Source organism: Pseudomonas sp. BT76 TE3572, assembly GCF_050435365.1.
GTDB classification, from domain to species: Bacteria; Pseudomonadota; Gammaproteobacteria; order Pseudomonadales; family Pseudomonadaceae; genus Aquipseudomonas; species Aquipseudomonas fluorescens_W.
The window spans coordinates 2310760-2335438 of the sequence record NZ_JBNDKE010000001.1 but is presented as its reverse complement, the minus strand read 5'-3'; the positions used below and the strand labels follow the sequence as shown (position 1 = coordinate 2335438).

The window sequence follows — 24679 nt, the reverse complement described above, 5'->3', positions numbered from 1 at the left end:
CACCGTTCTTGTTTGACGGTGTGCTTTAACTGTAATCCGCTTTGATGGATTTGCCTGTGGCTATTTGGGCGTTCAATGCTCTGGATCAGGAGGTTGGCCACAAAAAAGCGCCAGTTCCGTTAAGGAGCTGGCGCTTTTTAATGCGGCGACAGGTGCAATCAGTTGGTTTGTGGCATCTCGCCCTTGGCCAGGCGCTGGTTGATATCGGCGATCACTTCCGGCAAATCGGTGATGGTGTCGATCATGTAGTGCGGCCGCGAGCCTTCGAACATGGCGTGGATACGCTTGCGTTCGCTGGCCAGTTTGTCGCTGCCCAAGGCCCGATAACCTTCGTAGTCCAGGCCCAGCGCGTTACCCGAGCAGATCAACGCCACGGTCCACATGCCGGCACGGCGACCTTCGAGAATGCCCGGCACGGTGTCGTCGATCTTCACGCAGGCCGCGACATCATCGATCCCGAGGGCTATCACGTTAGCCAGCGCCTGGGCCGGCCATGGGCGGCCGTTGGGCACTTCGTCGGTGGCGACCACGTGGTCGGCGACGTAACCGTTGGTGGCGGCCAGCTCGACAACTTTGTCCATGACCTGTTTTGGATAGCCGGAGCAGGAACCAATCTTGATCCCTTGCTGGCGCAGATTGGCGATGGTGTCCAGTGCGCCCGGAATCAGCGCCGAATGTTCGGCGATTTTCTCGATTTGCAGGGGCATGAAGCGTTTGTAGATGGCGGTGACGTCATCGTCGGTCGGCGTACGGCCAAACACCTGGCGATAACGTTCGGCCACTTCCGGCTGATCGCACAGGGTGCGGATGTGGTCCCACTTGCCCATACCCATCGGGCCGCGGGCTTCTTCGATGGACACCTGGACGTCGAACTCGGCGAAGGCTTCGACAAAAATCTGAGTCGGCGCGAAGGAGCCGAAGTCGACCACGGTGCCGGCCCAGTCGAGGATGGCGGCTTGCAGCTTGGTTGGGTTTGCGTAGTTCATGGTGATCAAATTCCTGAGTTGGCAATACGGTTCAATGTAGGAGTGAGCCTGCTCGCGATGGCGGTGTGTCAGTCGACATCGTCGGTGAATGCAAGACCGCTATCGACGGCAAGCCGGTCTCACTCCTACAGGGGATTTTGGTGTGGCTTAGATTTCGAGGACTTCCATCTCGCGCAGCACTTCGGCGACCGCCGCTACCGCCGCGTGCATCTCGGCCTGGTTGACGTGGCCGATGCAGCCGACGCGGAAGGTTTCGACCTGGGTCAATTTGCCGGGGTAGAGGATGAAACCCTTGGCCTTGACGCGTTCGTAGAATTCCTTGAACTGGTAACGCGGGTCTTTCGGCGCGTGGAACGTGACAATGATCGGCGCCTGAATCGCGGCGGGCAGGAAGCTGCGCAGCCCCAGTTTGGCCATGTCATCGAGCAGCACTTTGCAGTTGTTGGCATAGCGCTGATGCCGGGCGGGCAAGCCGCCTTCTTCGTTGTATTGCAGCAGTGCTTCGTGCAGCGCGGCGACCACGTGGGTTGGCGGGGTGAAGCGCCATTGGCCGGTCTTGGCCATGTAGGTGTGTTGATCGAAAAGGTCCATCGCCAGCGAGTGCGAGTTGCCGGCGGCATTGGCCAGCGCTTCTTTGCGAGCGAAGACAAAGCCCATTCCCGGCACGCCTTCCAGGCATTTGCCCGAGGCGGCGATCAGCGCGTCGAACGGCACCTGTTGCGCGTCGATCGGCAGCGCGCCGAAAGAGCTCATGGCGTCGATGATCAGGCGTTTGCCGTGTTGCGCGATGACGTGGGCGATTTCCGGCAGCGGGTTGAGGATGCCGGTGCTGGTTTCGCAGTGAATCAGCGCGACGTGGGTGATGCTGGCGTCGGCCCGCAGCAGGCGGTCGACGTCGGCGGCGGTGGTCGGTTCATCTTCAGCGGTTTCAAAGGTGCTGAAGGAGCGACCGAGCACTTCGCAGATTTTCGCCAGGCGTTTGCCGTAGGCGCCGTTGATCAGCACCAGGACTTTGCCGTCGCGAGGCACCAGCGTGCCGATCGCCGCTTCGACCGCAAACGTGCCGCTGCCTTGCAGGGGCACGCAGTGGTGGCTGTCGCTGCCGTTGATGATTGCCAGCAGTTGTTCGCACAGGCTGGCGGTCAGTTGATTGAAGCGGTCATCCCATGAACCCCAGTCGACCATCATCGCCTGACGGGTGCGGGCCGATGTGGTCAGTGGGCCGGGGGTGAGCAGGATGGGTTCGGCAGTACTCATTCTCGTGTCCTCGCAATCGATGGGATGAAGCTACGGGGCCTAAATTGCAATTTGCCGTGCTATCAATCAAATTGTTTGTTGTTATGCCAGTCATCAGTGAGGGTTATTCATGAACCTGTTCCAGCTCCGCGCATTCGATGCGGTGGCCCGCGAGGGCAGCTTCACCCGGGCCGCCGCGCGACTGTTCATCAGCCAACCGGCGGTCACCGGGCACATCAAGGCGCTGGAGGAGCACTACCAGATCACCCTGTTGCGGCGCACCGCACGACGGGTGGAGCTGACGGAGGAGGGCACCAAACTGGCCGCGATCACCCGGGCAATGTTCGGTCTGGCCGAAGAGGCGCAGGTGATGCTCGAGGCCAACCGGCAGTTGCTCACCGGGCGTCTGGAGGTTGCGGCGGATGGGCCGCACATGGTCATGCCGATGCTCGCCAGCCTGCGCGCGCGGTATCCCGGCATTACCGTGAACCTGCGCCTGGGCAATGCTCAGGAAACCTTGGCGGCGTTGCTGTCGGAGCACGCCGACGTGGCGGTGCTGACCGAGGTCGAACCGCGCAAGGGCCTGCATTTGCAAGACTTGAGCGAATCACGGATTTGTGCGCTGGTGCCTGCCGGTCATCCCTGGGCGCGGATGTCCAAGGGGGTGCCGCTCAAGGCGCTGGACCAGGTGATCATGGTGTTGCGCGAGCCCAGTTCGATCACCCGGCGCACCTTCGACGAAGCCTGCGCGACGGCGTCGGTCAGTCCACGGGTGTTACTGGAACTGGACAGTCGCGAGGCGGTGACCGAAGCCGTGGCTGCAGAGTTGGGGGTTGGCGTGGTGTCGTCGGTGGAGGTCAGTCATGACCCGCGGGTGGCGGCGGTGCCGATTATGGGTGAAGGACTGGTTAACCGACACATGATTGGCTGCATGGAGCGGCGGCGGGATTTGCGTTTGATACAGGCGTTTTTCGAGTTGGCGCCCACCCCATAGACCGAGGCGCGGCCTTCGCGGGCAAGCCTCGCTCCTACAGGAATGGCGTTACCTCCTGTAGGAGCGAGGCTTGCCCGCGAAGGGGCCAGACCTGCCTACACAAGACTCTCGCGAACCATCTCCAGAAACGTCGCCACCACCCGCCGCGAACTCTGTTCGCGCAAGCACACCAGCGTTTCCGTCAGCCTTCGTTTGCAGTCGGTAATCGGCAACGCGCACACCCGCGAATCCGCACCGAACTCGGCAGCCGATACCACACCGACGCCAATCCCCACGACCACCGCTTCACGCGCCGCTTCCCGGCCTTCAACCTGAATCGCCGGGCGGATGCGAAAGCCTGCCTGGGCCATTTCTTCTTCCAGCGTCTGGCGCGTCACCGAGCCGATTTCCCGCAGCACCAAAGGCGTGTCATCCAGATCCGCGAGGCAAATCGACTCGCGGTCGGCCCACGGATGATTGCGCGACACGAACGCCACCATCGGGTCGTTGCGCAGCGGCAACGAGATCAGGCGTTCGTCACTCACCTCCCGGCCCAGCAACGCCAGGTCGGCCTGATAGTTGAACAGGCGAAACAGCGATTCGTCGGTGTTGCCGGTTTCGATCTTCACGCTGATGCCGGGGTAGCGCTCACAAAAGCGAGCAATCTGCGGCAGTACGTGCACTGGCGCATCCACCGCGAGAATCAGGCTGCCGGTCTGCAAGGCCCTGGAGTCATGCAAGAGCTCCTGCGCCTCGGCCTCGATAACGAACAATCGCTGGGTAATGCTCAGCAACCGCTCGCCCAGATCGGTCAAGCGTACCGAGCGTTTGTTGCGGTGGAACAGCAGCACACCGAAACGCTCTTCGAGCTTGCGCACCTGGTCGGAAATCGCCGGTTGCGTGAGGAATAGCCGCTCGGCGGCTTTGGTAAAGCTTCCGTGCACGGCGACGGCGTGGAAGGCTTTGAGCTGGGCGTGGGAAACCGACATCGAAACCTCCAGTAACAAGCTGAGCTTATATTGGAAATACGATAAATCGATTTCACTTATTAATCAGTAATTGTTTTTATCGACCTCAGCCCCGGTGACTGGTCAGTCGAACAGCATCGGCGGCCATGAGCCTGTGCGTGCAACAGCAGGGCTCATCTGACCGATATCGCCAAAGGGAAGCTGCGATATCGAAGTGCTCAACAATAAAAAAACAGGCGTTATTTCTCAATTTCTGCCGGCACACTCACACCCTGAGGTCAGAACCACCATGAACAAGCACATCGGCACTATCAAGCGTTGGCGCGTGCAGATCTTCGCGATCACCTGGCTCGCTTACGCCGCTTTCTACTTCACCCGCAAAGCCTTTTCCGTGGCAAAACTGGGGATCGCCGAAGACCCCACCTTCATGCTCGACAAAATGGCCATGGCCAACCTCGACGCCATCTACCTCACGGCTTACGCCATCGGGCAATTCACCTGGGGCATCCTGGCCGACCGCTTTGGCCCAAGGGTCGTAGTGTTGGGCGGGTTGCTGATTTCAGCGGCGGCCGCCTTGGTGATGGGCAGTTTTGCGACGTTGCCAATTTTCGCGACCTGCATGTTGATTCAAGGGTTTGCCCAGTCCACCGGCTGGTCCGGGCTGTGCAAGAACCTCGGCAGTTTCTTTCCCGCCGAACAGCGCGGGCGGGTGCTGGGGTTGTGGAGTTCTTGCTACGCCTTTGGTGGGTTGGTGGCGTCGCCGTTTGCTGGCTGGTGGGCGTATACGCTGATCGGCACCTGGCATGCGGCGTTCTTTTCCAGTGCGGCGGTGGTTGGGCTGGTCGCCGTGCTGTTTTTTATTTTTCAGCGTAACAAACCCGAAGACGTTGGCTTGCCAGCGGTGGAGCCGGAGCCGCAACTGACGGCGCAAGAGGCCGACGCGCAAAGCAAGATCAGCATGCTGGAACCGTTAAAAGAAATTCTGCGCAACCGCACCGTGCTGGTTCTGGGCCTGGCGTACTTTCTGCTGAAACCGGCGCGCTACGCGATTCTGCTCTGGGGACCGGTGATCGTCTTCGAACAGATGCCCTCGGTGGGCAAGGTGGGCGCGGCAATCATTCCGACCGCGTTTGAGCTGGCCGGGTTGCTCGGTCCGATTCTGCTGGGGCTCGCTTCGGACAAACTGTTCGGCGCCCGACGCATGCCGGCGTGTGTGCTCAGCCTGTTGGCGCTGACCGTGACCCTGGCCTTGTTCATGGGCGCCCTGCATACCGGCAGCGTGATGCTGGTGGTGGCGCTGCTGTTTGTCATGGGCCTGACCTTGTACGGACCGGACTCGATGATCAGCGGCGCCGCCGCGATCGATTTCGGCACTGCCAAGGCAGGGGCCACAGCGGCCGGTTTCGTCAACGGTTGCGGCTCGGTCGGGGCGATTCTCGGCGGATTGCTGCCGGGCTACTTCGACTCGGTCACCGTCTTCATCGTCTTCGCCGGTTGCGCGATGTTTTCAGCCCTGGTGCTGATCCCGCACTGGAACAGCCGCCCGGCTGGCCTGCGTGCCGAAAGAGCTTTCGTGCCTAATCAACCGATCACCGTAAAACCTCTGCGTACTTAAGGATTGACCCATGAGACCTTTCTGGCTGGAACAGGCGCTGGCGGCCGAGTCCTGCGCGTCATGCGAACCCTTGGCGGGCGACACCCGCGCCGATGTCTGCATCGTCGGTGGCGGCTACACCGGACTCTGGACCGCGATCATGCTCAAGGAGCAGAACCCTGAGCTCGACGTGTTGCTGATCGAGGCCGATATCTGCGGCGCCGGTGCCAGTGGCCGCAACGGTGGTTGTGCACTGTCGTGGTCGGCCAAGTACTTCACCCTTGAAAGGCTGTTCGGCGTCGAAGAAGCCGTGCGGCTGGTCAAGGAGTCGGAGCGCAGCATCCATGCCATCGGCGCCTTTTGCGAGCAGTACGCGGTGCACGCCGATTACCGCCTCGACGGGACGCTCTACACTGCCACCAACCGTGCCCAATGCGGTTCGACCGACGCCGTGATCGCGGCGCTGGAGCGCAATGGCATCAACTCCTTCACCCAGCGGCCGGTAGCGGATGTACAGCGTATGGCCGGTTCCAGCAAACATCTGGAAGGCTGGTTTTCCCCGGCGGCGGCCAGTGTGCAGCCGGGCAAACTGGTGCGCGGCTTGCGCCAGGTCGCGTTGCAACTCGGGGTGAGGATTCATGAGCACACCGCCATGACCGGGTTGCAGGAGGGCCAGACTGCGGGGATTCAAACCCCCAACGGCACCGTCCGCGCGGATCGCGTGGTGCTGGCAATGAACGCCTGGATGGCCCGGGCGTTTCCACAGTTCGAGCGCAGTGTGGCGATCGTTTCCAGTGACATGCTGATCACCGAACCGCGACCCGATCTGCTCAATGAGATCGGTTTGACCAGCGGCGTCACCGTGCTCGATTCGCGGATTTTCGTGCACTACTACCACAACACCCCGGACGGCCGAATCATGCTCGGCAAGGGCGGCAATACCTTTGCTTACGGCGGGCGAATGTTGCCGGTATTCGATCAGCCATCACCCTATGCCGGTTTGTTGCAGCACAGCCTGAGCGAATTCTTTCCGGCGTTTACCCAGGTCAAGGTCGAGGCAACCTGGAACGGTCCGTCTGATCGCTCGGTCACCGGTTTGCCGTTCTTCGGTCAGATGAGTGCCAGCGGCAATGTGTTCTACGGTTTCGGGTACTCCGGCAGCGGGGTTGGCCCGTGTCACATGGGCGGGCAGATTCTCGCCTCGATGGTTCAGGGACTGGACAACGCCTGGACCCGTTCGCCTCTGGTCAACGGCCCCTTGGGCTACTTTCCGCCGGAACCGATTCGTTACCTCGGCTCATTGATGGTGCGCAACGCCATCCGCCGCAAGGAACGCGCCGAGGATCACGGACACCGGCCACGGCATCTGGATGTGCGTCTGGCGAAATTCGCGGCGGCGGCAGGCAAGGCCGACAAGGGCTGAATGTCAGGGCGAGAGGTCCGAGCGATTGACCAGCCAGTCGAGCAGCAAGTGGCTATCACGGCGTGGCGCGGGAACCGGCCGAGTGCGCGGGTGATGACCCATGCCGACGCACAGCACTGGCCGGTCCGGGTGGCTGTCGAGAAAACTGATCAGTACGTCGCTGCCGGCCGTTGGCAGGCTGGACGGGTCAATCCGGCCATCCGGCGCTGTCAGGGCCACCGGTAACCAGATACCGGCAGATTCAAGCGGATCCGCTTGCGCTGTTGGCCACAACCCAACCTGTATTCGACCTCGATCATCCAGCGTCGCCGGCTGCCCGGCAGGGCCCAGCACCCGGGCGGGCTGATAGCCCGGGATGCTCGGCCGGGTCTGTTTGAGCGCCGGCCTGAACACCGTTGACCAGGGAATGGCGGTGAACTGATTGCGGTAATGGCGAACAGTGACGGGTTTGTCGGTGGCAAGAATCGAAGGTTGTTGCCCCTGGTGTCGGGTTTCGGTGAGCAGCCACTGATCATTGAAATTCGGCAGTGGATGTTCTGACACTTGCACTATCCGTGCGCTGCGCAGTGCGCTCTGGTTGCTTTGACCGTGGATCTGCAAGTGCCGGCAACGCAGACGTTCCAGGTGTCGTCGGCTCAACTGATCGTGATAGAGGTGCTCGGCCGCGGGCCGGACCATCACCGGCAATGGTTTGCTGAAAGCGTGGTTGGCCGCGCCCTTGTCGGGTTTTTGCGAGCCACGGTTCCTGGCCTCCCGTCGTGAGGGAAAGGGCGGCGAGTCATGGCGCTGGAACAACTCACTGATCACCGGCACGTCATTGCCTTCGGGCGCGTTGCCCTGGAAAGGCGTAAGGACCGGTTCCTGAGGGAAACTCAGGCTGTCATCGGCCAGGACCAGCACATGCCTGTCGCGCTGATGTTCGAAGTGATAGTGAATGCCTTCTTCTTCGCACAGCCGTTGCAGCAATGCCAGATCGCTCTCCTCGTACTGAATGCAAAAAGGCCGGACGGGATAGTGGCCGTTGGATAATTCGAAGCGATAGCTCCCCTCGGGCACATCATGTTCCTCCAGCAGTTGGCGCAGGATCATCGGTACGCTGAGGTGATGAAACACGCGACGTGAACGCTGCCGGTCGAGCCATTGAAGGTAGGGCACCAGCACCAGTTTGTAGCCGATCCGGTGGGGGCCGCGATGCTCGCGACTGGCACTGTGAAGGACGCCGTGAATACCCTGGCCCTCCGTCAGGCTGAGGAACACCGGCTGTTGCAGCAATCGGTCGAGGCTCATGGCCGGTGCGAGGCCGATGACTTCGATGTCGAATCGATAGGGCTGGTTGAGGGCTTCTCGGCCACTGAACTGCAACACCTGCAAACTCAAATCGCCGTCGAGGAGTGTCAGGGTGAAGGGACTTTCCTTGTCGTTGTGCATCGAGCGCGCTTCTGCCATGGAATTCGGGCGCAGAGGGTACGAAACCACAGCCCTTTATGGTCACCGCAAATCGAAGTTTCAGAATCGCCCTACAACTGCCGGTGAAGATGTCGATTGGTCATGGGGTGAACAGGGTGGATTTTTTGGTCGATTGCCAACTTTAGGGCGTATAAACTTGCGCCATGCGTCGGCCAATAGATGTCTCGGCGCCATAGATCAAGAGAGTGAGTAATGGGCGCACAGTGGAAGGTTAAACACAAAGAAGCGGCATCTAACGCCAAGGGCAAGATCTTCGGCAAACTGGTAAAAGAAATCACCATCGCTGCCCGTAACGGTGCCGATGTCGCTACCAACGCACACCTGCGTCTGGTGGTTGAACAGGCCAAGAAAGCCTCGATGCCCAAGGAAACCCTGGATCGCGCCATCAAAAAAGGCGCGGGCCTGCTGGGTGAGACCGTTCAGTACCATCGCGTGACTTACGAAGGTTTCGCTCCGCATCAGGTGCCGGTGATCGTCGAGTGTGTCACCGACAACATCAACCGCACCGTGGCGGAAATCCGCGTGGCGTTCCGCAAGGGCCAGTTGGGCGCTTCCGGTTCGGTGGCGTGGGACTTCAACCATGTCGGCATGATCGAGGCGTCCCCGGACAGCCCTGACGCCGATCCGGAAATGGCCGCCATCGAAGCCGGCGCCCAGGATTTCGAACCGGGCGAAGAAGAGGGCGCGACCCTGTTCCTGACCGAGCCTGGGGACCTGGACGCCGTGCAGAAAGCCCTGCCCGAGCAAGGGTTCACCGTGTTGTCGGCCAAGTTGGGTTACCAGCCGAAAAACCCGGTCAGCGGCCTGAGCGATGAGCAGATGGCTGAAGTCGAAGCCTTCCTCGAAGGCCTCGATAACCACGATGACGTGCAGGACATGTTTGTCGGGTTGGCGGGTTAAACCGGACTGTTTGTGATCTGACTTGTGGCGAGGGAGCTTGCTCCCGCTCGGTTGCGCAGCAGCCGTCGCTTTTGGAGACGGCTTCGCCGTCCAGCGGGAGCAAGCTCCCTCGCCACAGGTTTCGTTTTTCTCTAAAGATTTGTGTTGATTACCGCCAGCGCCTGAATAATCTCGCCGAACCCCGGTCGCGTCAGCACCTGCGGCTGACAGCAGCGCTGCTGCAATTGCTCCAGCTGCACACGACCCTCATCGCTCAACCCCGAGTCGATCCGCTCCAACAATTCCCCCAGCAAAATACCAAACGCCCGCACTTCGATCCGTTGCAGCGCACGGCTTTCAAGGCTGTCCGAGGTGGCATGGAACGACGCCGCGCCAAAATCCCCCAGCAGGCAATCACCGTGCTCGTTCCACAGAATGTTGTGACCGTAGAGGTCGCCGTGGGTGATGCCATGCTGGTGCAAATGCTCGGCTGCCGAGGCGACGCCACAGGCGATGCGCAATGCCACGCCAGCGCTGAGCCGGGTGTCATTGGCGTAAACGTCGCGGGTACATGACGCCAGGCTCGGCAGCCCGGCCAGATTGCGATAGCTCGGATCGATCAGTTGCATCACCAGCCCGGCCTGGGCTTGCGGATGCCCGACGACGCGCCCTTCAACCCGGATCAGGTTGGGGTGACTAGCGGCGGTGATGCAGGCGTTCATTTCGTGCAACGGCGAGCCATCGCTGGTCATTTCGCCTTTGTAGAGTTTGACCGCGACCTGAGTGGCCGGTTGGCCCTGTCGATCCCAATCAGCCCGATGAATCACCCCCGACGCGCCTTCGCCCAGTTGCTGCGCCAGACGCAGTTCGGTCCAGGGAATGTGAGGCGTGGCTTCGAGGGCGGCCGCATCGGCTTCGGTCTCCAGCGGGTTACCGGCGTACGCCAGCCAAGCCAGGCTCGGCAGGGTCAGCAGCCACTCGGGCAACTCGGTCAACTGGTTGGCGGCGATGCGGATCAGTTCGAGTCGATGGCAATGACGCAAGCTCTCGGGCAAACCTTGCAAACGGTTGCCGGCGAGCATGAGTTTTTGCAGGTTCGGGCGTTCACCCAGCTCGGCCGGCAATTCAGTGATGCAGTTATCGGTCAGGATCAGCCAGCGCAGCAACGGTGACAGGGCGGCGCCGGGCACGCGTTCGATGCGGTTGCCCCTGAAACTGACCATCGTCAGTGCAGCGCATTGGCCCAGGCAGTCGGGCAGTTCGGTGAACAGATTGTCCGCGCAGAACAGCACGCGCAAACGGGTCAGGCGGTACAAGTCGTCCGGCAGGCTACTCAAGGCATTGCCGCTGAGTTCGAGGACTTCCAGCGAGTCCGCCAGGTCGAAGATTTCTCGCGGAAACTCCGTCAGGCCGCCGGTGAGGTCCAGGCGGGTAACGCCCGACAGTTGGCCGGCGCGCAGTTGGGCAAGGGTATCCATGAACAGATTCACTTTGATCGGGAGGAGGGCGCGGAGGCCTGGAAACGGGCGACATGATACCGGCAAAGGCCGGGGACGTGTCAGACCGGTTCCCTGACTTCGACCAACTGCCCCAAGCGGCTGCGGGTGCGCGTCAGATCGATGGCATCGCCACCCAGGCTTTCGCGCAAAGACTGATGGCCGAGCAGAATCAGGTGCTTGTCCTGGTCGTACAGGACGTCGACCAGATTGATGAACCGCTGTTGGGCGGCGATGGAACAATCGGCGAGGTTGGGCAGTTCATCGATGAACCAGTGATCGAAACGTTGGCACAGCTCCAGGTAATCCATCACCGCAGTGGGGTGGTCGCACAGATCGCCGAAGGTGAAACCGATGGTTCGCCCTTCGCAGTGTCGGGCCTGAAGGTGGCGTGTCCCGACGGGCAGTTGAATGGCCGGCGCGGCGCGTTCGGGCAGGTTCAACGATTGACGCTGCGTTGCGGTAGCGGGCCAGACGTACTGTCCCTGGGTAAACAGCTGCTGGGCATGGGTTCTGACCTGACTGCGGTAGTCGTGGGGGCCGCCGACCTCCATGACCTGCATGCGAGCGTTGATCAGGTCGATCACTGGTTTGAAGCGCGCGTGGTACAGCGGGTTGGGCAGCAGTCCCTCCGGTGGATAGTTGGAAGTGACCAACAGCAGGATGCCTCGGCGGAACAATGCCTTGAACAGCCGGCTGATGAGCATCGCGTCGCCGATGTCATGGACGTGAAACTCGTCGAAACACAGCACCCGGCAATCGCGCAGCTGTTCGTCGAGGGTGATTTCCAGCGCGTCGGATTGATCGCGATGACTGAACATTCCTTGGTGAAGGTGCGCAAAAAACTGATGAAAATGCAGGCGCTGTTTTTCCGCGATGGGGAGGGCCTGGAAAAACCCGTCGAGCAGCCAGCTCTTGCCGCGACCCACAGCGCCGTGCAGGTATAAGCCGGGAAGCGTTTTTGCCGAGGTGCCCACCAGTGCTGCGGCGTGTTGTGCCATGCAGTCGATGACGCGCAGTTGGCTATGGCTGAGGGTGTAGCCCTGGGAGTGGGCCTTGCGGTGGAAGTAGTCGTGGATGACTCGACCGGTCGCGGTGGCACCGGCGGATGCCGCCGATGACTTGCCGAACAAGCGGCGTAGCGCAGGCCAGCGTGGTGTGAGTCGCGAACGGTTGGGCGGTCGAACGGCCACTGTGAGGTTACCCCGTAATCGTCAGGCAGCTCCCCGAGTTGCCGCGACGTAGTGTAACCAAAGGGGGAATTTCCATTCCAGTTGCGTCGGCCTGTGCACCCTCCAACCTGTAGCAGCTGCGCTGTGGCGAGGGGATTTATCCCCGTTCGGCTGCGAAGCAGTCGTAAAACCTGAACGCACGGTCTATCTGATGCACCGCGGTGTTTGGTTTTACGACTGCTTCGCAGCCGAACGCAGCCTCGCAGGCTCGACAGCTGCTACATCGGTTGCGTTGGGCGTTTGTCAGTTAGCGTTCGATACTGCGATTCCACCGCGCATTCCACGCCGGGCGCTGTTCGTTGACCTGATCCCAATCGATCGCAATGGCAGTGGTCAGGTACTGCTTCATTGCCTCGACCTGACCGCGAGTCTTGTCGGTGGTCGGGGTATTGGGGTTGGACGGGATCTGGTCGCCGTCTTCAAGCGCGGCGGCCTGCGCTTCAGGCGTCAGCAAGAAGGCTGCGAGTTTCTGCGCCAGTTCCGGCTGAGTGTTGTTGGCGATGGCGCATTCGGCCACGTTGAGCACCACGGCGCCTTCCTTCGGTTGCGCATACTCCACCGGCATGCCCTTGAGTTTCAGGGCGGTGACCTGGGTCGGCGTCAGCGGGAACAGCGCGGCTTCGTCGGTCTGAAGCATTTCGGAAATCTTCGCCGAACTCGGGATGTACTCCAGCACGTTGCGCCCGACGGTGTTCGGCCACGCCTTGAAGCCCGGCTCGACGTCGGTTTCGCTGCCGCCCTGAATCCGGTTGAACATCAGGAACCCGTGCAGGCCAAAGGTCGACGATGCCATCGACTGGAACACCAGTTTGTCCTTGAAACGCGGGTCGGCCATGTCCATCCACGAGGTCGGCGCGGTCCAGCCTTTCTCCTTGAACAACCGCGTGTTGTACGCCAGCCCGGTCACGCCGAGGCTGACCGCCACCGCTTGATCCTTGATGCGGCCCTTGGCCGGAATCTGCGCCAGCGGTGCGCTGTCTTCGAGTTTGTCGCACAGCCCCATGGCGATGGCGCGGTACATGATGCCGTCGTCGAGGAACATCACGTGCATCTGCGGGTTGCCTTTGCTGGCCTGGACCTTGGCCAGAATGTCGGCGGAGGTGCCGGGCACAATCACCACTTTGACGTTATTGGCCTTCTCGAAAACCGGCAGCACCTTGTCGGCGTAGAGCCGCTCCATGGTTCCGCCGTTCATGCCCAGGTAAAGCGTCGGTTCGGCGTGGGCCTGGGTGACCGTGAGCAGGGCGCTCATGCAGGACAAACCGAGCAGTGCAGTGCGTTTGAGGTTATTCATTGGCGCGACCTTCCTCTATCAAGCTACGGAGATGGAGTGAAAACGGGTGATGGAAAACACATCCAGCGGCGTCTTTGACGCGCCGCTACAGATGATCTCGGTGAGCGCCTGGCCCACCGCAGGGCCGATCTGAAAACCTGCGCCGGCAAAGCCGAACGCGTGCAACAGACCGGGTTGAGTGCCGCTGTGGCCGATCACCGGTTGGCGATCGGGCAGGTAACCTTCGGTGCCGCTCCAGGTGCGAATCGCCTGGGCGCCTTCAAGAAACGGATAAAGCTCGACGGCCTGACGCAGGATCTCGATCACCGCGTGCTGACCCGGCCGGGCGCGGGCGCCGTCGAGGGCAAAACCCTGACCGCCACCCAACACACAATTGCCGCGCGCGACCTGGCGGGCATAGATACCGCCACCCTCGACCCCGGTGCTGGCATTCATCACCAGTGGCAACGGCTCGGTGACCAGCATCGCCGGGTGCCCGGCGTGCATCGGCACCCCCTCACCGAACTGTTCTGCGAGGCTGCCGGCCCAGGCTCCGGCGCAATTCAGCAGCCAGGGCGCCTGCAACGCCAGACCGGTTTGCGTGCTGACGCGAAAGCGTCGCCCGTCGTGTTCCACCGTCGTCACCGGGCATTGTTCAAGGACTTGTGCGCCATGTCGCCGCGCCGCCCGGGCAAACGCCGGGGAGACCAGTCGCGGGTTGGCATGACCGTCATCGGGGCAAAACGAGGCACCGACCGCCACCTCGCCGACCCACGGAAAACGTGCGCGCAATTCACTGCGTTCGAGTACCTGCAAGTCGAGGCCAAAGCCCCGACTGCTGGCGGCATAGTCTTGCAAGGCGTGCAGGTCGTTGAGGCTGCGGGCCAGTTTCAGGTGGCCGCTGCGCTGATATTCACCGTCAATGCCAATCAGCTGCGGCAGTTGCCCCCAGAGGTCGTGGGCCCGTTGCGACAGCGCCAGTTGCGACAACGGTCGCCCCTGACGCCGTACGCCGCCGTAGTTCACGCCGCTGGAATGCGAGCCACAGAAGTCCCGCTCCAGCAGCGCCACGCGACGCCCGGCCTTGCTCAGAAAAAGCGCGGCAGAGGCACCGACAATACCGCCGCCAATGATGACGGCATCGACTTCGATCATGGCTCGACCTCCAGACCAAACGGCAGGGGTTTTATCGGCGCCTGAGCCCGAAGCCTGCCGATGTCGGACACGCAGCGCTGGCTTTCGCAGGCAATGATTTCCGCAGCGGCGGCGCCACACATCCGCCCCTGGCAACGCCCCATGCCGACCCGGCAATGCGCCTTGACCCGGTTGATCTCCCAATGGCCCTCGCGCACGACCTGGCGGATGTCGCCGGCCCGCACTTCTTCGCAGCGGCAGATCATCACGTCATTCGGCGCATCGGCGGCCCAATGCTCGGGAAAGATGAAGGCCCGCTCCAGACCTTGGCGGAAGGTATCGATCCGTCCCAGCGCCTGCTCCAATTGCGCCCCACGTTGCGCTGGGATCAGGTATCCGATGTCTTCGAGCAACGCCAGGGCCGCGCGTTCACCGGCCATTTCCGCCGCGTCGGCGCCCATGATGCCGGCGCCGTCACCGGCCAGGTAGACCTCGGCGACACTGCTGCGACCGGCGCTGTCACGTTGCGGCAGCCAGGCACGGTTGAGCGGGTTCCAGGTGAATTCACAGCCGAGCAGGTCGGCGAGTTGGGTTTCACTGCGCAGGCCGTGGGCGAAGGCGACGGCGTCGCAATCGAATTGCTGTTCACCCTTGGAGTTGGACCAATTCAGCGATTGCACACGTTGTTCGCCATTGATGCGTTTCAGGCTGGCACCCTGATGCACCGGGATGCCGTGGGCGGTCAGCCAGCTGCGGTAATAGATGCCTTTGGCCAGGGTGGCCGGTTGCGAGAGCAGGCCGGGCAGGGCGCGGGCCTGAGCGCGGAAGGGCGAACTGTCGAGCACCGCGACGACATTCGCACCGGCCTTGGCGTATTGATACGCCACCAGGTACAGCAACGGCCCGCTGCCAGCGAACACCACCCGTTCACCGATGGCGCAGCCTTGAAACTTGAGGGCGATCTGCGCGGCGCCAAGGCTGTAGACCCCCGGAAGGGTCCAGCCCGGTACCGGCAGAATCCGGTCGGTGGCGCCTGTGGCGACGATCACTCGAGAGAACGCCAGCCGCGCGGCGCGGCCCTCATGCAAGGTGTCGAGCGCGCCGTCCTCGGCGTTCCATACCAGGGTTTCGGGGCGGTAGTCGAGGTGCTCGCGCAGCTCATCAATCGTCTGATGCAACGCGCTGGCCTTGCCGGCTTCGAAGCCATACAGCTTGACCGGTGAGCGCTTGAAGTTTGCCGGTTGGCGTCGATAAATCTGCCCGCCACCGCGTGCTGCTTCGTCCAGCAAAATCGGGCGAATGCCATGTGCAACCAGCGTCTGCGCCGCACGTATACCGGCCGGACCGGCGCCGATGATGACCACCAAGGGTGTGCTCATAAGTGTCGCCCCGGTTCGCGGCTGATCTGCTGCCCGGCTTCGAGCAACGTCGAGCAGGCGCGCACGCGTCGACCGTCGCCCAGTCGAACCCAGCAGTCCTGACAGGCACCCATCATGCAAAACCCGGCGCGGGGTTCGGCGCTGAAGTCGCTGCCGCGCAAGTGTTCGCTGCAGGTCAGCACCGCCGTCAGCAAGGTGTCGCCAAGCAGGCCGGTGGCCGGTTGGCCATCGAGGGTAAAGTCCAGGGCCGGGCGGTCGCCTTCGGCCAGTCGTTTCAGCAGAGCCATGGCGCCCTCATTGTTTGCCCACCAGAACCCGATCGAGGCCGTAGACCCGGTCGAGCAAAATCATCGTCAGCGCGGTCAGCCCAATCACCAGTGCCGACACCGCCGCCATCATCGGATCGATGGATTCGGTGGCGTAAACGTACATCCGCACCGGCAAGGTTTGCGTGGCCGGCGAGGTGACGAAAATCGACAGCGTGACCTCATCGAAACTGTTGATGAACGCCAGCAGCCAGCCACCGGCCACCCCCGGCAGAATCATCGGCAAGGTGATTTCCCTGAACAGTGTGAAGCGCCCGGCACCGAGGGATTGCGCGGCGTGTTCGGCGCTGCGATCCAGGCCGATGGCCGACGCCAGCACCAGCCGCAGCACATAGGGCGTGATCACCAGCACATGGGCGAAGATCAGCCAGGCGAAGCTGCCGTTGACGCCCATCAACGCAAACAAGCGCAGTAACGCCACCCCCAGCACCAAGTGCGGAATGATGATCGGCGACAGGAACAGACCGTTGAGAAAATCCCGGCCGGGGAACTCGAAGCGCGTGATCGCCAGCGCCGCCGGCACCGCAATCAACGTCGCCAGACTGGCCGCGCAAAAGGCCAGGATCAGGCTGTTGTAGAACGAATCGACAAAGTCAGCACGCTCGAACACCGCGCGGAACCAGCGCAGGGAAAACTCGGTGGTTGGCAGGCTCAGGGTGTTTTCCGGGGTGAAGGCCACGAGGCAGACCACTACCAGCGGCGCCAGCATGAACAGCACCACCAGGGTATGGAACAGCAGGGCGAAAGGACCGTTCTTGGACATGACGAGTTATCCCAATGACTTCTTGTAGCGGCCTTCGATCATCCGGTTCCACGACAGCATGATCAGCAGGTTGAGCAACAGCAGGGCCACGGCGATGGCCGCGCCCATCGGCCAGTTGAGCTCCGACAGGTATTGGTCGTAGATCAGCGTGGCGACCATTTTTATCCGGCGTCCGCCGAGCAGGCCGGGGATCGCGAAGGAGCTGGCGGCAAGGCCAAACACGATCAAGGTGCCCGAGAGCACGCCGGGCATGATTTGCGGCAACACCACTTGGCGCATCACGGTGAAGTGGCTGGCACCGAGGGACATCGCGGCCTGCTCGGCGGCCGGGTCGAGTTTTTGCAACGAGGTCCAGACCGGAATGATCATGAACGGCAGCATCACGTGGACCAGCGCAATCACCACCGCGAACGGCGTGTAGAGCAGTTTCATCGGCGAGCCGCCGAAGGCTTGCAGGGTCTGGTTGACCAGGCCGTCGGCGCCGAGCAACAGGCTCCAGCCGAAGGCGCGCACCACCACCGAAATCAGCAGCGGGGTGAGGATCAGAATCAGGAAAATCGAGCGCCACGGCGTGCCCATGCGGCTGAGGATGTAGGCCTCGGGTACGCCGATCACCACGCAGAGCAGGGTGGTCAGGGCGCTGATCCACATCGTGCGCAAAAAGATTTCGTAGAAGTACGAGTCACCCAACAGGCTGCTGTAATGATCGAGGGTGAAGGCGTCGCCGTTGATCCCCGAGCTGTAGTCGAAGACGTTGAACGACAGCACCAAGGTCAGCAGCAGCGGGATAACCAGCAGGCTGAGGTATAAGGCCAGGGCCGGTGCCGACAGCCAGTAACCCTGGCGTCCCTGACGAATGGCGACAAGCGTACTCATGCCGGCACCTCGTCGACACTCAGTACCCGCAACAGCGCCGCGTCCCAATCGAGGCCGACCGCCGTGCCTTCAGTCAGCGGTGCCGAACCGTCGTTGCGGCGTACTACGCTGAGTTCGCCCAGAGTGGTCGATACGCCGTACAGCCATTGGCTGCCTAGAAAGAAGCGGCTGACGATGTTGCCTTGCAAGCGACCCTGACCTTTGTCCCGCAGATCGATTTTTTCCGGACGCAGACTCAGGGTCAGTTCGCCGCCACTGCGAACCTGGACCACTCCCGCGCCATCACGCTCACCCGGCAGCAGATTGGCTTTGCCGACGAAACCGGAAATGAACTCGGTGCGTGGGTGTTCGTAGAGGGTGTAGGGCGCGTCGATTTGGGTGATGCGCCCGGCCTGCATCACCACCACGCGGTCGCTGATGGACAGCGCTTCGGACTGGTCATGGGTGACCATCAGTGTGGTGATTCCGACTTCGCGCTGAATGCGGCGGATCTCGAATTGCATCTCTTCGCGCAGGTTGGCGTCGAGGTTGGACAGCGGCTCATCGAGCAGCAGCACCGGCGGTTCGATCACCAGGGCCCGAGCCAATGCAACGCGTTGACGCTGACCGCCGGAGAGTTCTCGGGGGTAACGCTCTGCATGCTGGTTGAGGCGTACCAGTTTCAGCACCCGCTCCACTCGCTGCTGCAACTCGGCACCGGGCACTTTGCGCATGCGCAGGCCGAAGGCGACGTTGTCTTTCACGGTCATGTGCGGGAACAGCGCGTAGCTCTGGAACACCACGCCCAGACCACGGCTGGCGGGTTTGGCGTGGGTGATGTCGCGACCGTCCAGCACAATGCGACCGCTCGTGACTTCGACGAAGCCGGCGATCATTTGCAGGGTGGTGGTTTTACCGCATCCGGAAGGGCCGAGCAGCGAGACAAACTCGCCTTTCTCGACCGAGAGGTTGGTGGCAACGACGGCGTCGATTTCACCGTAACGTTTGCCGAGTCCTTCAAGTTGCACAAAAGCCATAACTGCGCTCCACCTGAGATTGTTATGCGTCGCCCGAAGGCGCGCTTTTTTGTATGGGCAGATACGAAAAAATGTTTCTGGGTGCGTTGGCGCTCGACTTCTGTCGGCTGCCGCTGTTGTTCGAATCGCCCCTGTCTGGACGCAGAGTAGGACGAAGAATAGGATGGGCTCAATGGCCTATTTCACTGAAGCGATGACTATTTTCAGTTTCATTCGGTGAGTAAATTAATACTCGGGAAAACCCATGACAGATTCCATTGAGCGGAATGAAAGTAAAAGTGATGTCGGTGTTGGCGCGGTCTCCAGACTGTTTGCCGTGCTGCGCAGTCTGGGTGACACCGTCGAGGGCGGGGAACGCGTGACGCAACTGGCCCAGCGCATTGGCCTGTCGCAACCGACCACGCACCGATTGCTGCGCAGCCTGATGGATGAGGGCATGGTCGAGCAGGATGCGCGCAGCAAACGCTATCGCTTGAGTCTGGAGTTCTTTGCTCTGGCGGCCCGCGCCGGGAACACCGGAAACCTGCGCGAACTGGTGCGTCCGGCGCTGCTGCGGCTGTCAGCGTCGTTGGGGGATTCGTTGTTCTTGCTGGCGCGCAGTGGGTTTGATGCGATCTGCCTGGATCGCAGCGAAGGGCCGTTTCCGATCCGCACCTTTACCGGTGACATCGGCGGGCGGGTGGCGCTGGGCGTGGGGCAGGGCAGCCTGGCGATTCTGGCGTTTTTGCCGGAAGAAGAGCGCGACACGGTGATTCACTACAACTTGCCGCGGCTCAAGGATTTCCACCTGTACGACGAAGTGTTCCTGCGCTCGGAAGTCGAGAACGTGCGCAAGCTCGGTTATGCCGGGCGCAACACGGGCGTGTTGCAGGGCATGGCCGGGGTGGCGGTGCCGATTCTGGATCGTGAAGGGCGGGCAGTCGCGGCACTGAGTGTGGCGACCGTGAGTGATCGGCTGGGGCCGGATCGCTTGCCGACGGTGGTGGAATTGCTCAAGCGCGAAGCGGCACTGATCGGGCCGCGGATCAACCCGTTCGACCCGTTGCTGCGCAGGCCTTCGCAAGTGTTCGGGCAGGGCTGAACACATCGACAAGTAATCGCAGAGCCCCTTTGTAGGAGTGAGCCGGCTCCGGGCGGCGTTCCGACGATAGCGGTGGGTCAGTCGACATCAATATTGGATGTACCGGCCTCATCGCGAGCAGGCTCACTCCTACAGGGGATTAGTGGTGTGATCAGAACTGGGAGGTTTGCTTGAGCATCTGCGCCGCCGGCGTATCACTCGGGCTGACCATCGCGTAGTTGTATCCGCCCCCTGACCAGTACTCGGCCTGCAACTCGCCATCGCTGCGACTGCCCCTCGGCAACAGGTAGTTTTTCGGACCCGGTGGACGGACGTAGAAGCTGACTTTATGGCCGCTTTGATCCTCGTAGACCACCATCGCCGCCGGCCCTTGCTCGGTGCTCAGCAAGCGCCCGCTGACCGGTTTGAAACCGGCGCCCGAGAGGTCAGGCAAGCGATTGGCTTGAGTGAAATAGCGGTCGAGCCAACCCTGCATGTCGCCGTCGTCGCTGACTTTGTAATCAGCCGGCAGGATGCCTTGCTGGGCAATCAGGCGATAGGCCTGCAGGGCATCGGTCATCGGCGGCATGGCACTGATGAGCATCATCTCCCGGGCTTGCCAACCGCCGAGCCCGCCGACGCTGACCGCGATCAGCAACACCGCGGCGCTGGCCAGGTGACGGCGGGATTGTCGTTTGAGGCGTTGACGAATCAGCGCCGGGTCGAGGTTCGGGTTGGCCGGTTGCTGCAGGGCGCCGCTCAATGCCGCGCGCAATTGCTGGGCGTCCTGCTGCCAGGCGCGCACTTGGGCAGCCACCTCAGCGTTGCTGGCCAGAAAAGTCTCCACCAGACGTCGGTCGGCCTCGCTGAGTTGCTGGTCGACATAAGCGTGCAGGTCACGCTCGCTTGGGGGCAGGCTGATCATTTGAGTCTCCGCAGAGAAGGGCGGGTGATTTCGCCGTCGCTCAACTGGCGCAAGGCCTGGCGGGCACGGGACAGGCGGGACATTACGGTGCCGGTAGGGACGTCGAGAATCTCGGCGACCTCTTTGTAACTCAAGCCTTCGACCGAGACCCAGAGCAGCAGGGCGCGCTGTTCAGTGGTGAGTTGATCGAAGGCTTTCAGGGTCGATTGGGCGATCACGGTGCGTTCCACCGACGGCTGTGAATCGTCTCGCCCGGTAAAGAATTCGAGCATCCGCGCATAACGCCGGGAGCGCCGGTGAGCATCGAGAAACTGCCGATACAGAATCGAAAACAACCAGGCGCGCAAGTCGCCCTCGGGGCGTTTGTCGCCCCAACTCGACAGCGCGCGCTCAAGGCAAGATTGCACCAGGTCGTCGGCGCTGCTGGGATTGCGCGTCAACGACAGGGCAAACCGGCGCAATCGGGGAATGATTTCTCGCAGCTGTTCGTCGATATCGTTCATGAAATTCTGGCTAGTCACTACGCTGTGGACTAGGAAGACGCCCGGCATGCGAGGTTATTCCACGCCCGAAAAAATAAACACCGCGCGATGGAATAAACCGCCATGGGGTTCGTCTGCTTGATCCTTCTCACTTGTGGCCGATGGCCCTGGAGTCTTTCATGGTAGATCGCTCATCACCGCCCACCCGGCCACCCTTGAGTGCGGCGAGCCTGACATTACGTCTGGCCGGTATCGCTGTGGTGGTTGCCGTCCTGGCCGGGGCTTTTGCCTACGTTAACGGCACCTTCGACCCACAGCGCCTGACGCCGAAAAAACTGATCAATGTGCTGGAGACCAACAACGGCGTGCACCCGGGTTTCCGGCGTAACCACTCCAAAGGCGTGTGCGTGATCGGGCATTTCGAGAGCAGCGGTGAGGCGCGCAGCTATTCCAGCGCTCAAGTGTTCAATGTAGCGCGGACCCCGGTGGTCGGGCGTTTCGCATTGCCGGCCGGTAATCCTTATGCGCCGGACAACAGCGTGCCGATCCGTAGCCTGGCGTTGCGATTCACCCAGGCCAACGGCCAGCAATGGCGCACCGGGATGAACAGCATGCCGGTGTTCCCGGTGGGTACGCCCGAAGCGTTCTACCAATTGCAACAAGCCCAGTCACCGGACCCGGCCACCGGCAAGCCGAACCCGGCTGCGGTGCCGGCGTTCTTCGGCTCGCACCCGGAAGCTGGACCGTTCCTGGCCTGGATCAAAACCGCCAAGCCGTCGGCCAGTTACGTGACGGAAACCTACAACAGCGTCAATGCGTTTTACCTGGTGAACGCGGCCGGGCAACGGCAAGCGGTGCGCTGGAGCATGGTGCCCGTCGCTCAGGATGCCGCAGGTGCTACGGCGCCTGAGGGTGGAGATTTCCTGGAAAAGGACCTGGTTCAGCGGATTTCCGCAGGGCCGCTGCGTTGGCAGCTGAACATCACACTGGCCAATCCCGGTGATCCAGTCAACGACGCCAGCAAGTCCTGGCCCGAGGGTCGCAAAGTGTTGAACGCCGGCACCCTGGTGCTCGAAAGCACCCAGCCGCAACTCAATGGCGAATGCCGTGATATCAACTACGACCCGCTGGTACTGCCCGCCGGCATAGAAGGTTCCGACGACCCATTGCTCGCCGCTCGTTCGGCGGGGTACGCCACTTCCTACTTGCGTCGTACCAGTGAAGTCAGCCAGTTGCCCGCCGCTAATAAACAGGAGTCTCATCAATGAGCGCTCAACCGAACCATTTCGCGCCTTTAGCGCGATTGCTGCACTGGCTGATGGCGCTGATGATCATTGCCATGCTGTTTATCGGCGCGGGCATGGCCGCTTCAGTGTCCGAGCGTCATGAGTGGCTGATTCATCTGCACAAACCTTTGGGCGTCGCGATTCTGTTGCTGGTGATCGTGCGCCTGGCCGTGCGCTTTTCCACGCAACAGCCACCGCTGCCGGCAGATCTGCCGGGTTGGCAAGCACTGGCAGCCAAGGCTTCGCATGTCTTGCTGTACGCATTGATGCTGATTCTGCCGTTGCTGGGTTGGGCAATGATTTCGGCGGCGGGGGATCCGGTGATGCTCAGCAGCTCCTTGCAGTTGCCGTCGATTGTCCCGGCGAATGCGCAAGTGTTTGCGTTCCTGCGCAAGGCTCACGGGTACCTGGCGTACTTGCTGTTCCTGACGGTGCTGCTGCATTTGGCGGCGGCGTTGTTTCACGGCTGGGTGCGCCGCGATGAGGTGCTGGACAGCATGTTGCGGGGCAAGGATCGCGGCTGATCTAAAGGTTGGCACAACATTGTGGCGAGGGAGCTTGCTCCCGCTGGGCTGCGAAGCAGCCCCATCAATTGCAACACAGTAGTGTCGGAAACCACGCAGATACAGGTTTTGCGCCTGCTACGCAGGCGAGCGGGAGCAAGCTCCCTCGCCACAGGATTCAAGTGTCTGGGGGGCGAGTGTCAGCCACCAATAAATCAACGCCACAGCATTGATGCCTGCTCCCAGCAGGCATACGCCGAGCCACCCGGCCCACGCGTACATTGCCGTCGAACCGATTGACCCCAAGGCGCTGCCAATTGAATAGAACAGCATGTAGCCGGCGGTAAGTCGGCTTTGGGCTTCGGGGCGCACGCTGTAGATCATGCTCTGGCTGGTGACGTGCACGGCCTGCAGACCCAGATCCAAGGTAATCACGCCAAGCAGCAAGGCCCACAATGAGGACTGGGTGAAGGCAATCGGCAGCCAGGAAACCAGCATCAACAAGAGTGACAAACCGCTGGTCCATTGTCCCAGGCCACGATCAGCCAGATGCCCGGCGCGAGCGGCGGCCAGTGCACCGGCGGCACCTGCCAGTCCGAATAATCCGATTTGTGTGTGGGACAACGACAGCGGCGGGGCGCTCAGCGGCAGCACCATGGGCGTCCACAACACCATGGCGCTGGCGAAGGTCAGTAGCGCGAGCACCGCCCGCTGGCGCAGCACCGGTTCTTCCTTGAACAGCGTGAACACCGAGCCCAGCAAGGCGCTGTAGGAACTGGCGGGTTGCACATCTTCATGTTTGGGCAACACACGAAACAGCAGCAACGCCATCACCAGCGTCAAACCTGCGGACAACAGATAAATCGAACGCCAACCGGCGAGGTCAGCCATGCCGCCAGCCACTGTCCGGGCGAGCAGAATGCCGACGACGATGCCGCTGGTGACCACTCCGACCACACGCCCTCGCTGTTCCGGGATGGCCAATGTCGCGGCGTAGGCCACCAGCACTTGGGTTACGACAGCCAAAAAACCGGTCAATGTCATGCCGATCAGTAGCCAGATGTTATTAGGCGCCAGTGCAATCGCGAGCAAGGCCAGCGACGAAAGCACCGTTTGCGTAACGATCAGGCGTCGGCGATTGAACAGGTCACCCAGCGGCACCAGCAACACCAGGCCTGCGCCGTAACCGACTTGAGTCAGCGTGACGACGATGCCGATGGCGGCGGGGTCCATGGCGAAGGCCTCGGCCATGGCATCGAGCAGCGGCTGTGCGTAGTAAACATTGCCGACGGCCAAGCCACAGGCGATGGCAAACAGCAGCACCACGGCGCCGCTCAATGGATGATCAGGTTTCATGACGGGCTTCCTTATGTGGTTTCAAATTGAAACCAGTTGTACGGTA

The 24679-nt window shown here is 61.7% G+C and carries 23 protein-coding genes; 7 read left to right on the top strand and 16 right to left on the bottom strand.

Annotated features, from left to right (window positions below):
* Positions 1-158: 158 nt before the first annotated feature.
* Positions 159-986: a phosphonoacetaldehyde hydrolase gene (phnX, locus tag ABH912_RS10730; RefSeq protein WP_429510619.1), complete on the bottom strand. Its 828-nt coding sequence runs from the start codon at positions 984-986 to the stop codon at positions 159-161.
* Positions 987-1133: 147 nt separating this feature from the next.
* A complete protein-coding gene (locus ABH912_RS10725) occupies positions 1134-2243 on the bottom strand; it encodes a 2-aminoethylphosphonate--pyruvate transaminase (RefSeq protein ID WP_429510618.1) in 1110 nt (369 codons plus the stop codon).
* 109 nt (positions 2244-2352) lie between these two features.
* Between ABH912_RS10725 and ABH912_RS10720 the strand changes: the two genes are divergently transcribed.
* Positions 2353-3216 (top strand): LysR substrate-binding domain-containing protein, encoded by an 864-nt coding sequence (locus tag ABH912_RS10720; RefSeq protein ID WP_429510617.1) that lies wholly within the window; start codon positions 2353-2355, stop codon positions 3214-3216.
* A gap of 95 nt (positions 3217-3311) precedes the next feature.
* On the opposite strand, the gene ABH912_RS10715 is transcribed toward ABH912_RS10720, so the two are convergent.
* A complete protein-coding gene (locus ABH912_RS10715; protein WP_056740259.1) occupies positions 3312-4184 on the bottom strand; it encodes a LysR family transcriptional regulator in 873 nt (290 codons plus the stop codon).
* A gap of 268 nt (positions 4185-4452) precedes the next feature.
* Between ABH912_RS10715 and ABH912_RS10710 the strand changes: the two genes are divergently transcribed.
* Entirely contained in the window at positions 4453-5778 is a 1326-nt protein-coding gene (locus ABH912_RS10710) for an MFS transporter (protein ID WP_429510616.1), read from the top strand.
* A 10-nt stretch (positions 5779-5788) separates the two neighbouring features.
* Positions 5789-7180, top strand: coding sequence for an FAD-dependent oxidoreductase (locus tag ABH912_RS10705; RefSeq protein WP_429510615.1), 1392 nt, complete (start codon positions 5789-5791; stop codon positions 7178-7180).
* A gap of 3 nt (positions 7181-7183) precedes the next feature.
* Here ABH912_RS10705 and ABH912_RS10700 read toward each other — a convergent pair whose 3' ends face one another.
* Positions 7184-8608 carry a type VI secretion system Vgr family protein gene (locus tag ABH912_RS10700; protein ID WP_429510614.1) on the bottom strand — a complete coding sequence of 475 codons (1425 nt, stop codon included), beginning with the start codon at positions 8606-8608 and terminating at the stop codon, positions 7184-7186.
* A 231-nt stretch (positions 8609-8839) separates the two neighbouring features.
* On the opposite strand from ABH912_RS10700, the gene ABH912_RS10695 reads away from it, so the two are divergent.
* Complete coding sequence (locus tag ABH912_RS10695; RefSeq protein ID WP_033057256.1) at positions 8840-9547, top strand: YebC/PmpR family DNA-binding transcriptional regulator; 708 nt, start codon at positions 8840-8842, stop codon at positions 9545-9547.
* A 131-nt stretch (positions 9548-9678) separates the two neighbouring features.
* On the opposite strand, the gene ABH912_RS10690 is transcribed toward ABH912_RS10695, so the two are convergent.
* The 9 genes from ABH912_RS10690 to ABH912_RS10650 form a co-directional block, all read right to left on the bottom strand.
* Positions 9679-11004, bottom strand: coding sequence for a leucine-rich repeat-containing protein kinase family protein (locus ABH912_RS10690; RefSeq protein WP_429510613.1), 1326 nt, complete (start codon positions 11002-11004; stop codon positions 9679-9681).
* Between the two features lie 80 nt (positions 11005-11084).
* Positions 11085-12215, bottom strand: a complete 1131-nt coding sequence (gene zapE / locus ABH912_RS10685) for a cell division protein ZapE (protein WP_429510612.1) — start codon at positions 12213-12215, stop codon at positions 11085-11087.
* Positions 12216-12501: 286 nt separating this feature from the next.
* Entirely contained in the window at positions 12502-13548 is a 1047-nt protein-coding gene (locus ABH912_RS10680) for an ABC transporter substrate-binding protein (protein ID WP_429510611.1), read from the bottom strand.
* A gap of 18 nt (positions 13549-13566) precedes the next feature.
* Complete coding sequence (locus ABH912_RS10675; protein ID WP_429510610.1) at positions 13567-14682, bottom strand: NAD(P)/FAD-dependent oxidoreductase; 1116 nt, start codon at positions 14680-14682, stop codon at positions 13567-13569.
* A complete protein-coding gene (locus ABH912_RS10670) occupies positions 14679-16040 on the bottom strand; it encodes an FAD-dependent oxidoreductase (protein ID WP_429510609.1) in 1362 nt (453 codons plus the stop codon). Before ABH912_RS10670 ends, ABH912_RS10675 begins: the two co-directional genes overlap by 4 nt.
* Positions 16037-16327 (bottom strand): (2Fe-2S)-binding protein, encoded by a 291-nt coding sequence (locus tag ABH912_RS10665; RefSeq protein WP_033057244.1) that lies wholly within the window; start codon positions 16325-16327, stop codon positions 16037-16039. The genes ABH912_RS10670 and ABH912_RS10665 overlap by 4 nt, the downstream gene beginning before the upstream one ends.
* Before the next feature lie 7 nt (positions 16328-16334).
* Complete coding sequence (locus ABH912_RS10660) at positions 16335-17129, bottom strand: ABC transporter permease (RefSeq protein WP_429510608.1); 795 nt, start codon at positions 17127-17129, stop codon at positions 16335-16337.
* 6 nt (positions 17130-17135) lie between these two features.
* A complete protein-coding gene (locus tag ABH912_RS10655; protein ID WP_033057241.1) occupies positions 17136-18005 on the bottom strand; it encodes an ABC transporter permease in 870 nt (289 codons plus the stop codon).
* The gene (locus ABH912_RS10650; RefSeq protein ID WP_429510607.1) at positions 18002-19021 is read right to left on the bottom strand and encodes an ABC transporter ATP-binding protein; all 1020 of its coding nucleotides are present in this window, start codon (positions 19019-19021) and stop codon (positions 18002-18004) included. Before ABH912_RS10650 ends, ABH912_RS10655 begins: the two co-directional genes overlap by 4 nt.
* Before the next feature lie 244 nt (positions 19022-19265).
* Between ABH912_RS10650 and ABH912_RS10645 the strand changes: the two genes are divergently transcribed.
* Positions 19266-20102, top strand: a complete 837-nt coding sequence (locus tag ABH912_RS10645; protein ID WP_429510606.1) for an IclR family transcriptional regulator — start codon at positions 19266-19268, stop codon at positions 20100-20102.
* A gap of 151 nt (positions 20103-20253) precedes the next feature.
* Here ABH912_RS10645 and ABH912_RS10640 read toward each other — a convergent pair whose 3' ends face one another.
* Together ABH912_RS10640 and ABH912_RS10635 are read right to left on the bottom strand one after the other, a co-directional pair.
* Positions 20254-21006 carry an anti-sigma factor family protein gene (locus ABH912_RS10640; RefSeq protein ID WP_033057238.1) on the bottom strand — a complete coding sequence of 251 codons (753 nt, stop codon included), beginning with the start codon at positions 21004-21006 and terminating at the stop codon, positions 20254-20256.
* Entirely contained in the window at positions 21003-21509 is a 507-nt protein-coding gene (locus tag ABH912_RS10635) for an RNA polymerase sigma factor (RefSeq protein ID WP_033057236.1), read from the bottom strand. The genes ABH912_RS10640 and ABH912_RS10635 overlap by 4 nt, the downstream gene beginning before the upstream one ends.
* A 158-nt stretch (positions 21510-21667) precedes the next feature.
* Here ABH912_RS10635 and ABH912_RS10630 point away from each other — a divergent pair, with 158 nt between their 5' ends.
* Positions 21668-22756: a catalase family peroxidase gene (locus ABH912_RS10630; RefSeq protein WP_429510605.1), complete on the top strand. Its 1089-nt coding sequence runs from the start codon at positions 21668-21670 to the stop codon at positions 22754-22756.
* Positions 22753-23298, top strand: coding sequence for a cytochrome b (locus tag ABH912_RS10625; protein ID WP_046047551.1), 546 nt, complete (start codon positions 22753-22755; stop codon positions 23296-23298). The genes ABH912_RS10630 and ABH912_RS10625 overlap by 4 nt, the downstream gene beginning before the upstream one ends.
* Before the next feature lie 117 nt (positions 23299-23415).
* Here ABH912_RS10625 and ABH912_RS10620 read toward each other — a convergent pair whose 3' ends face one another.
* A complete protein-coding gene (locus ABH912_RS10620; RefSeq protein WP_429510604.1) occupies positions 23416-24633 on the bottom strand; it encodes an MFS transporter in 1218 nt (405 codons plus the stop codon).
* Positions 24634-24679: the final 46 nt, after the last annotated feature.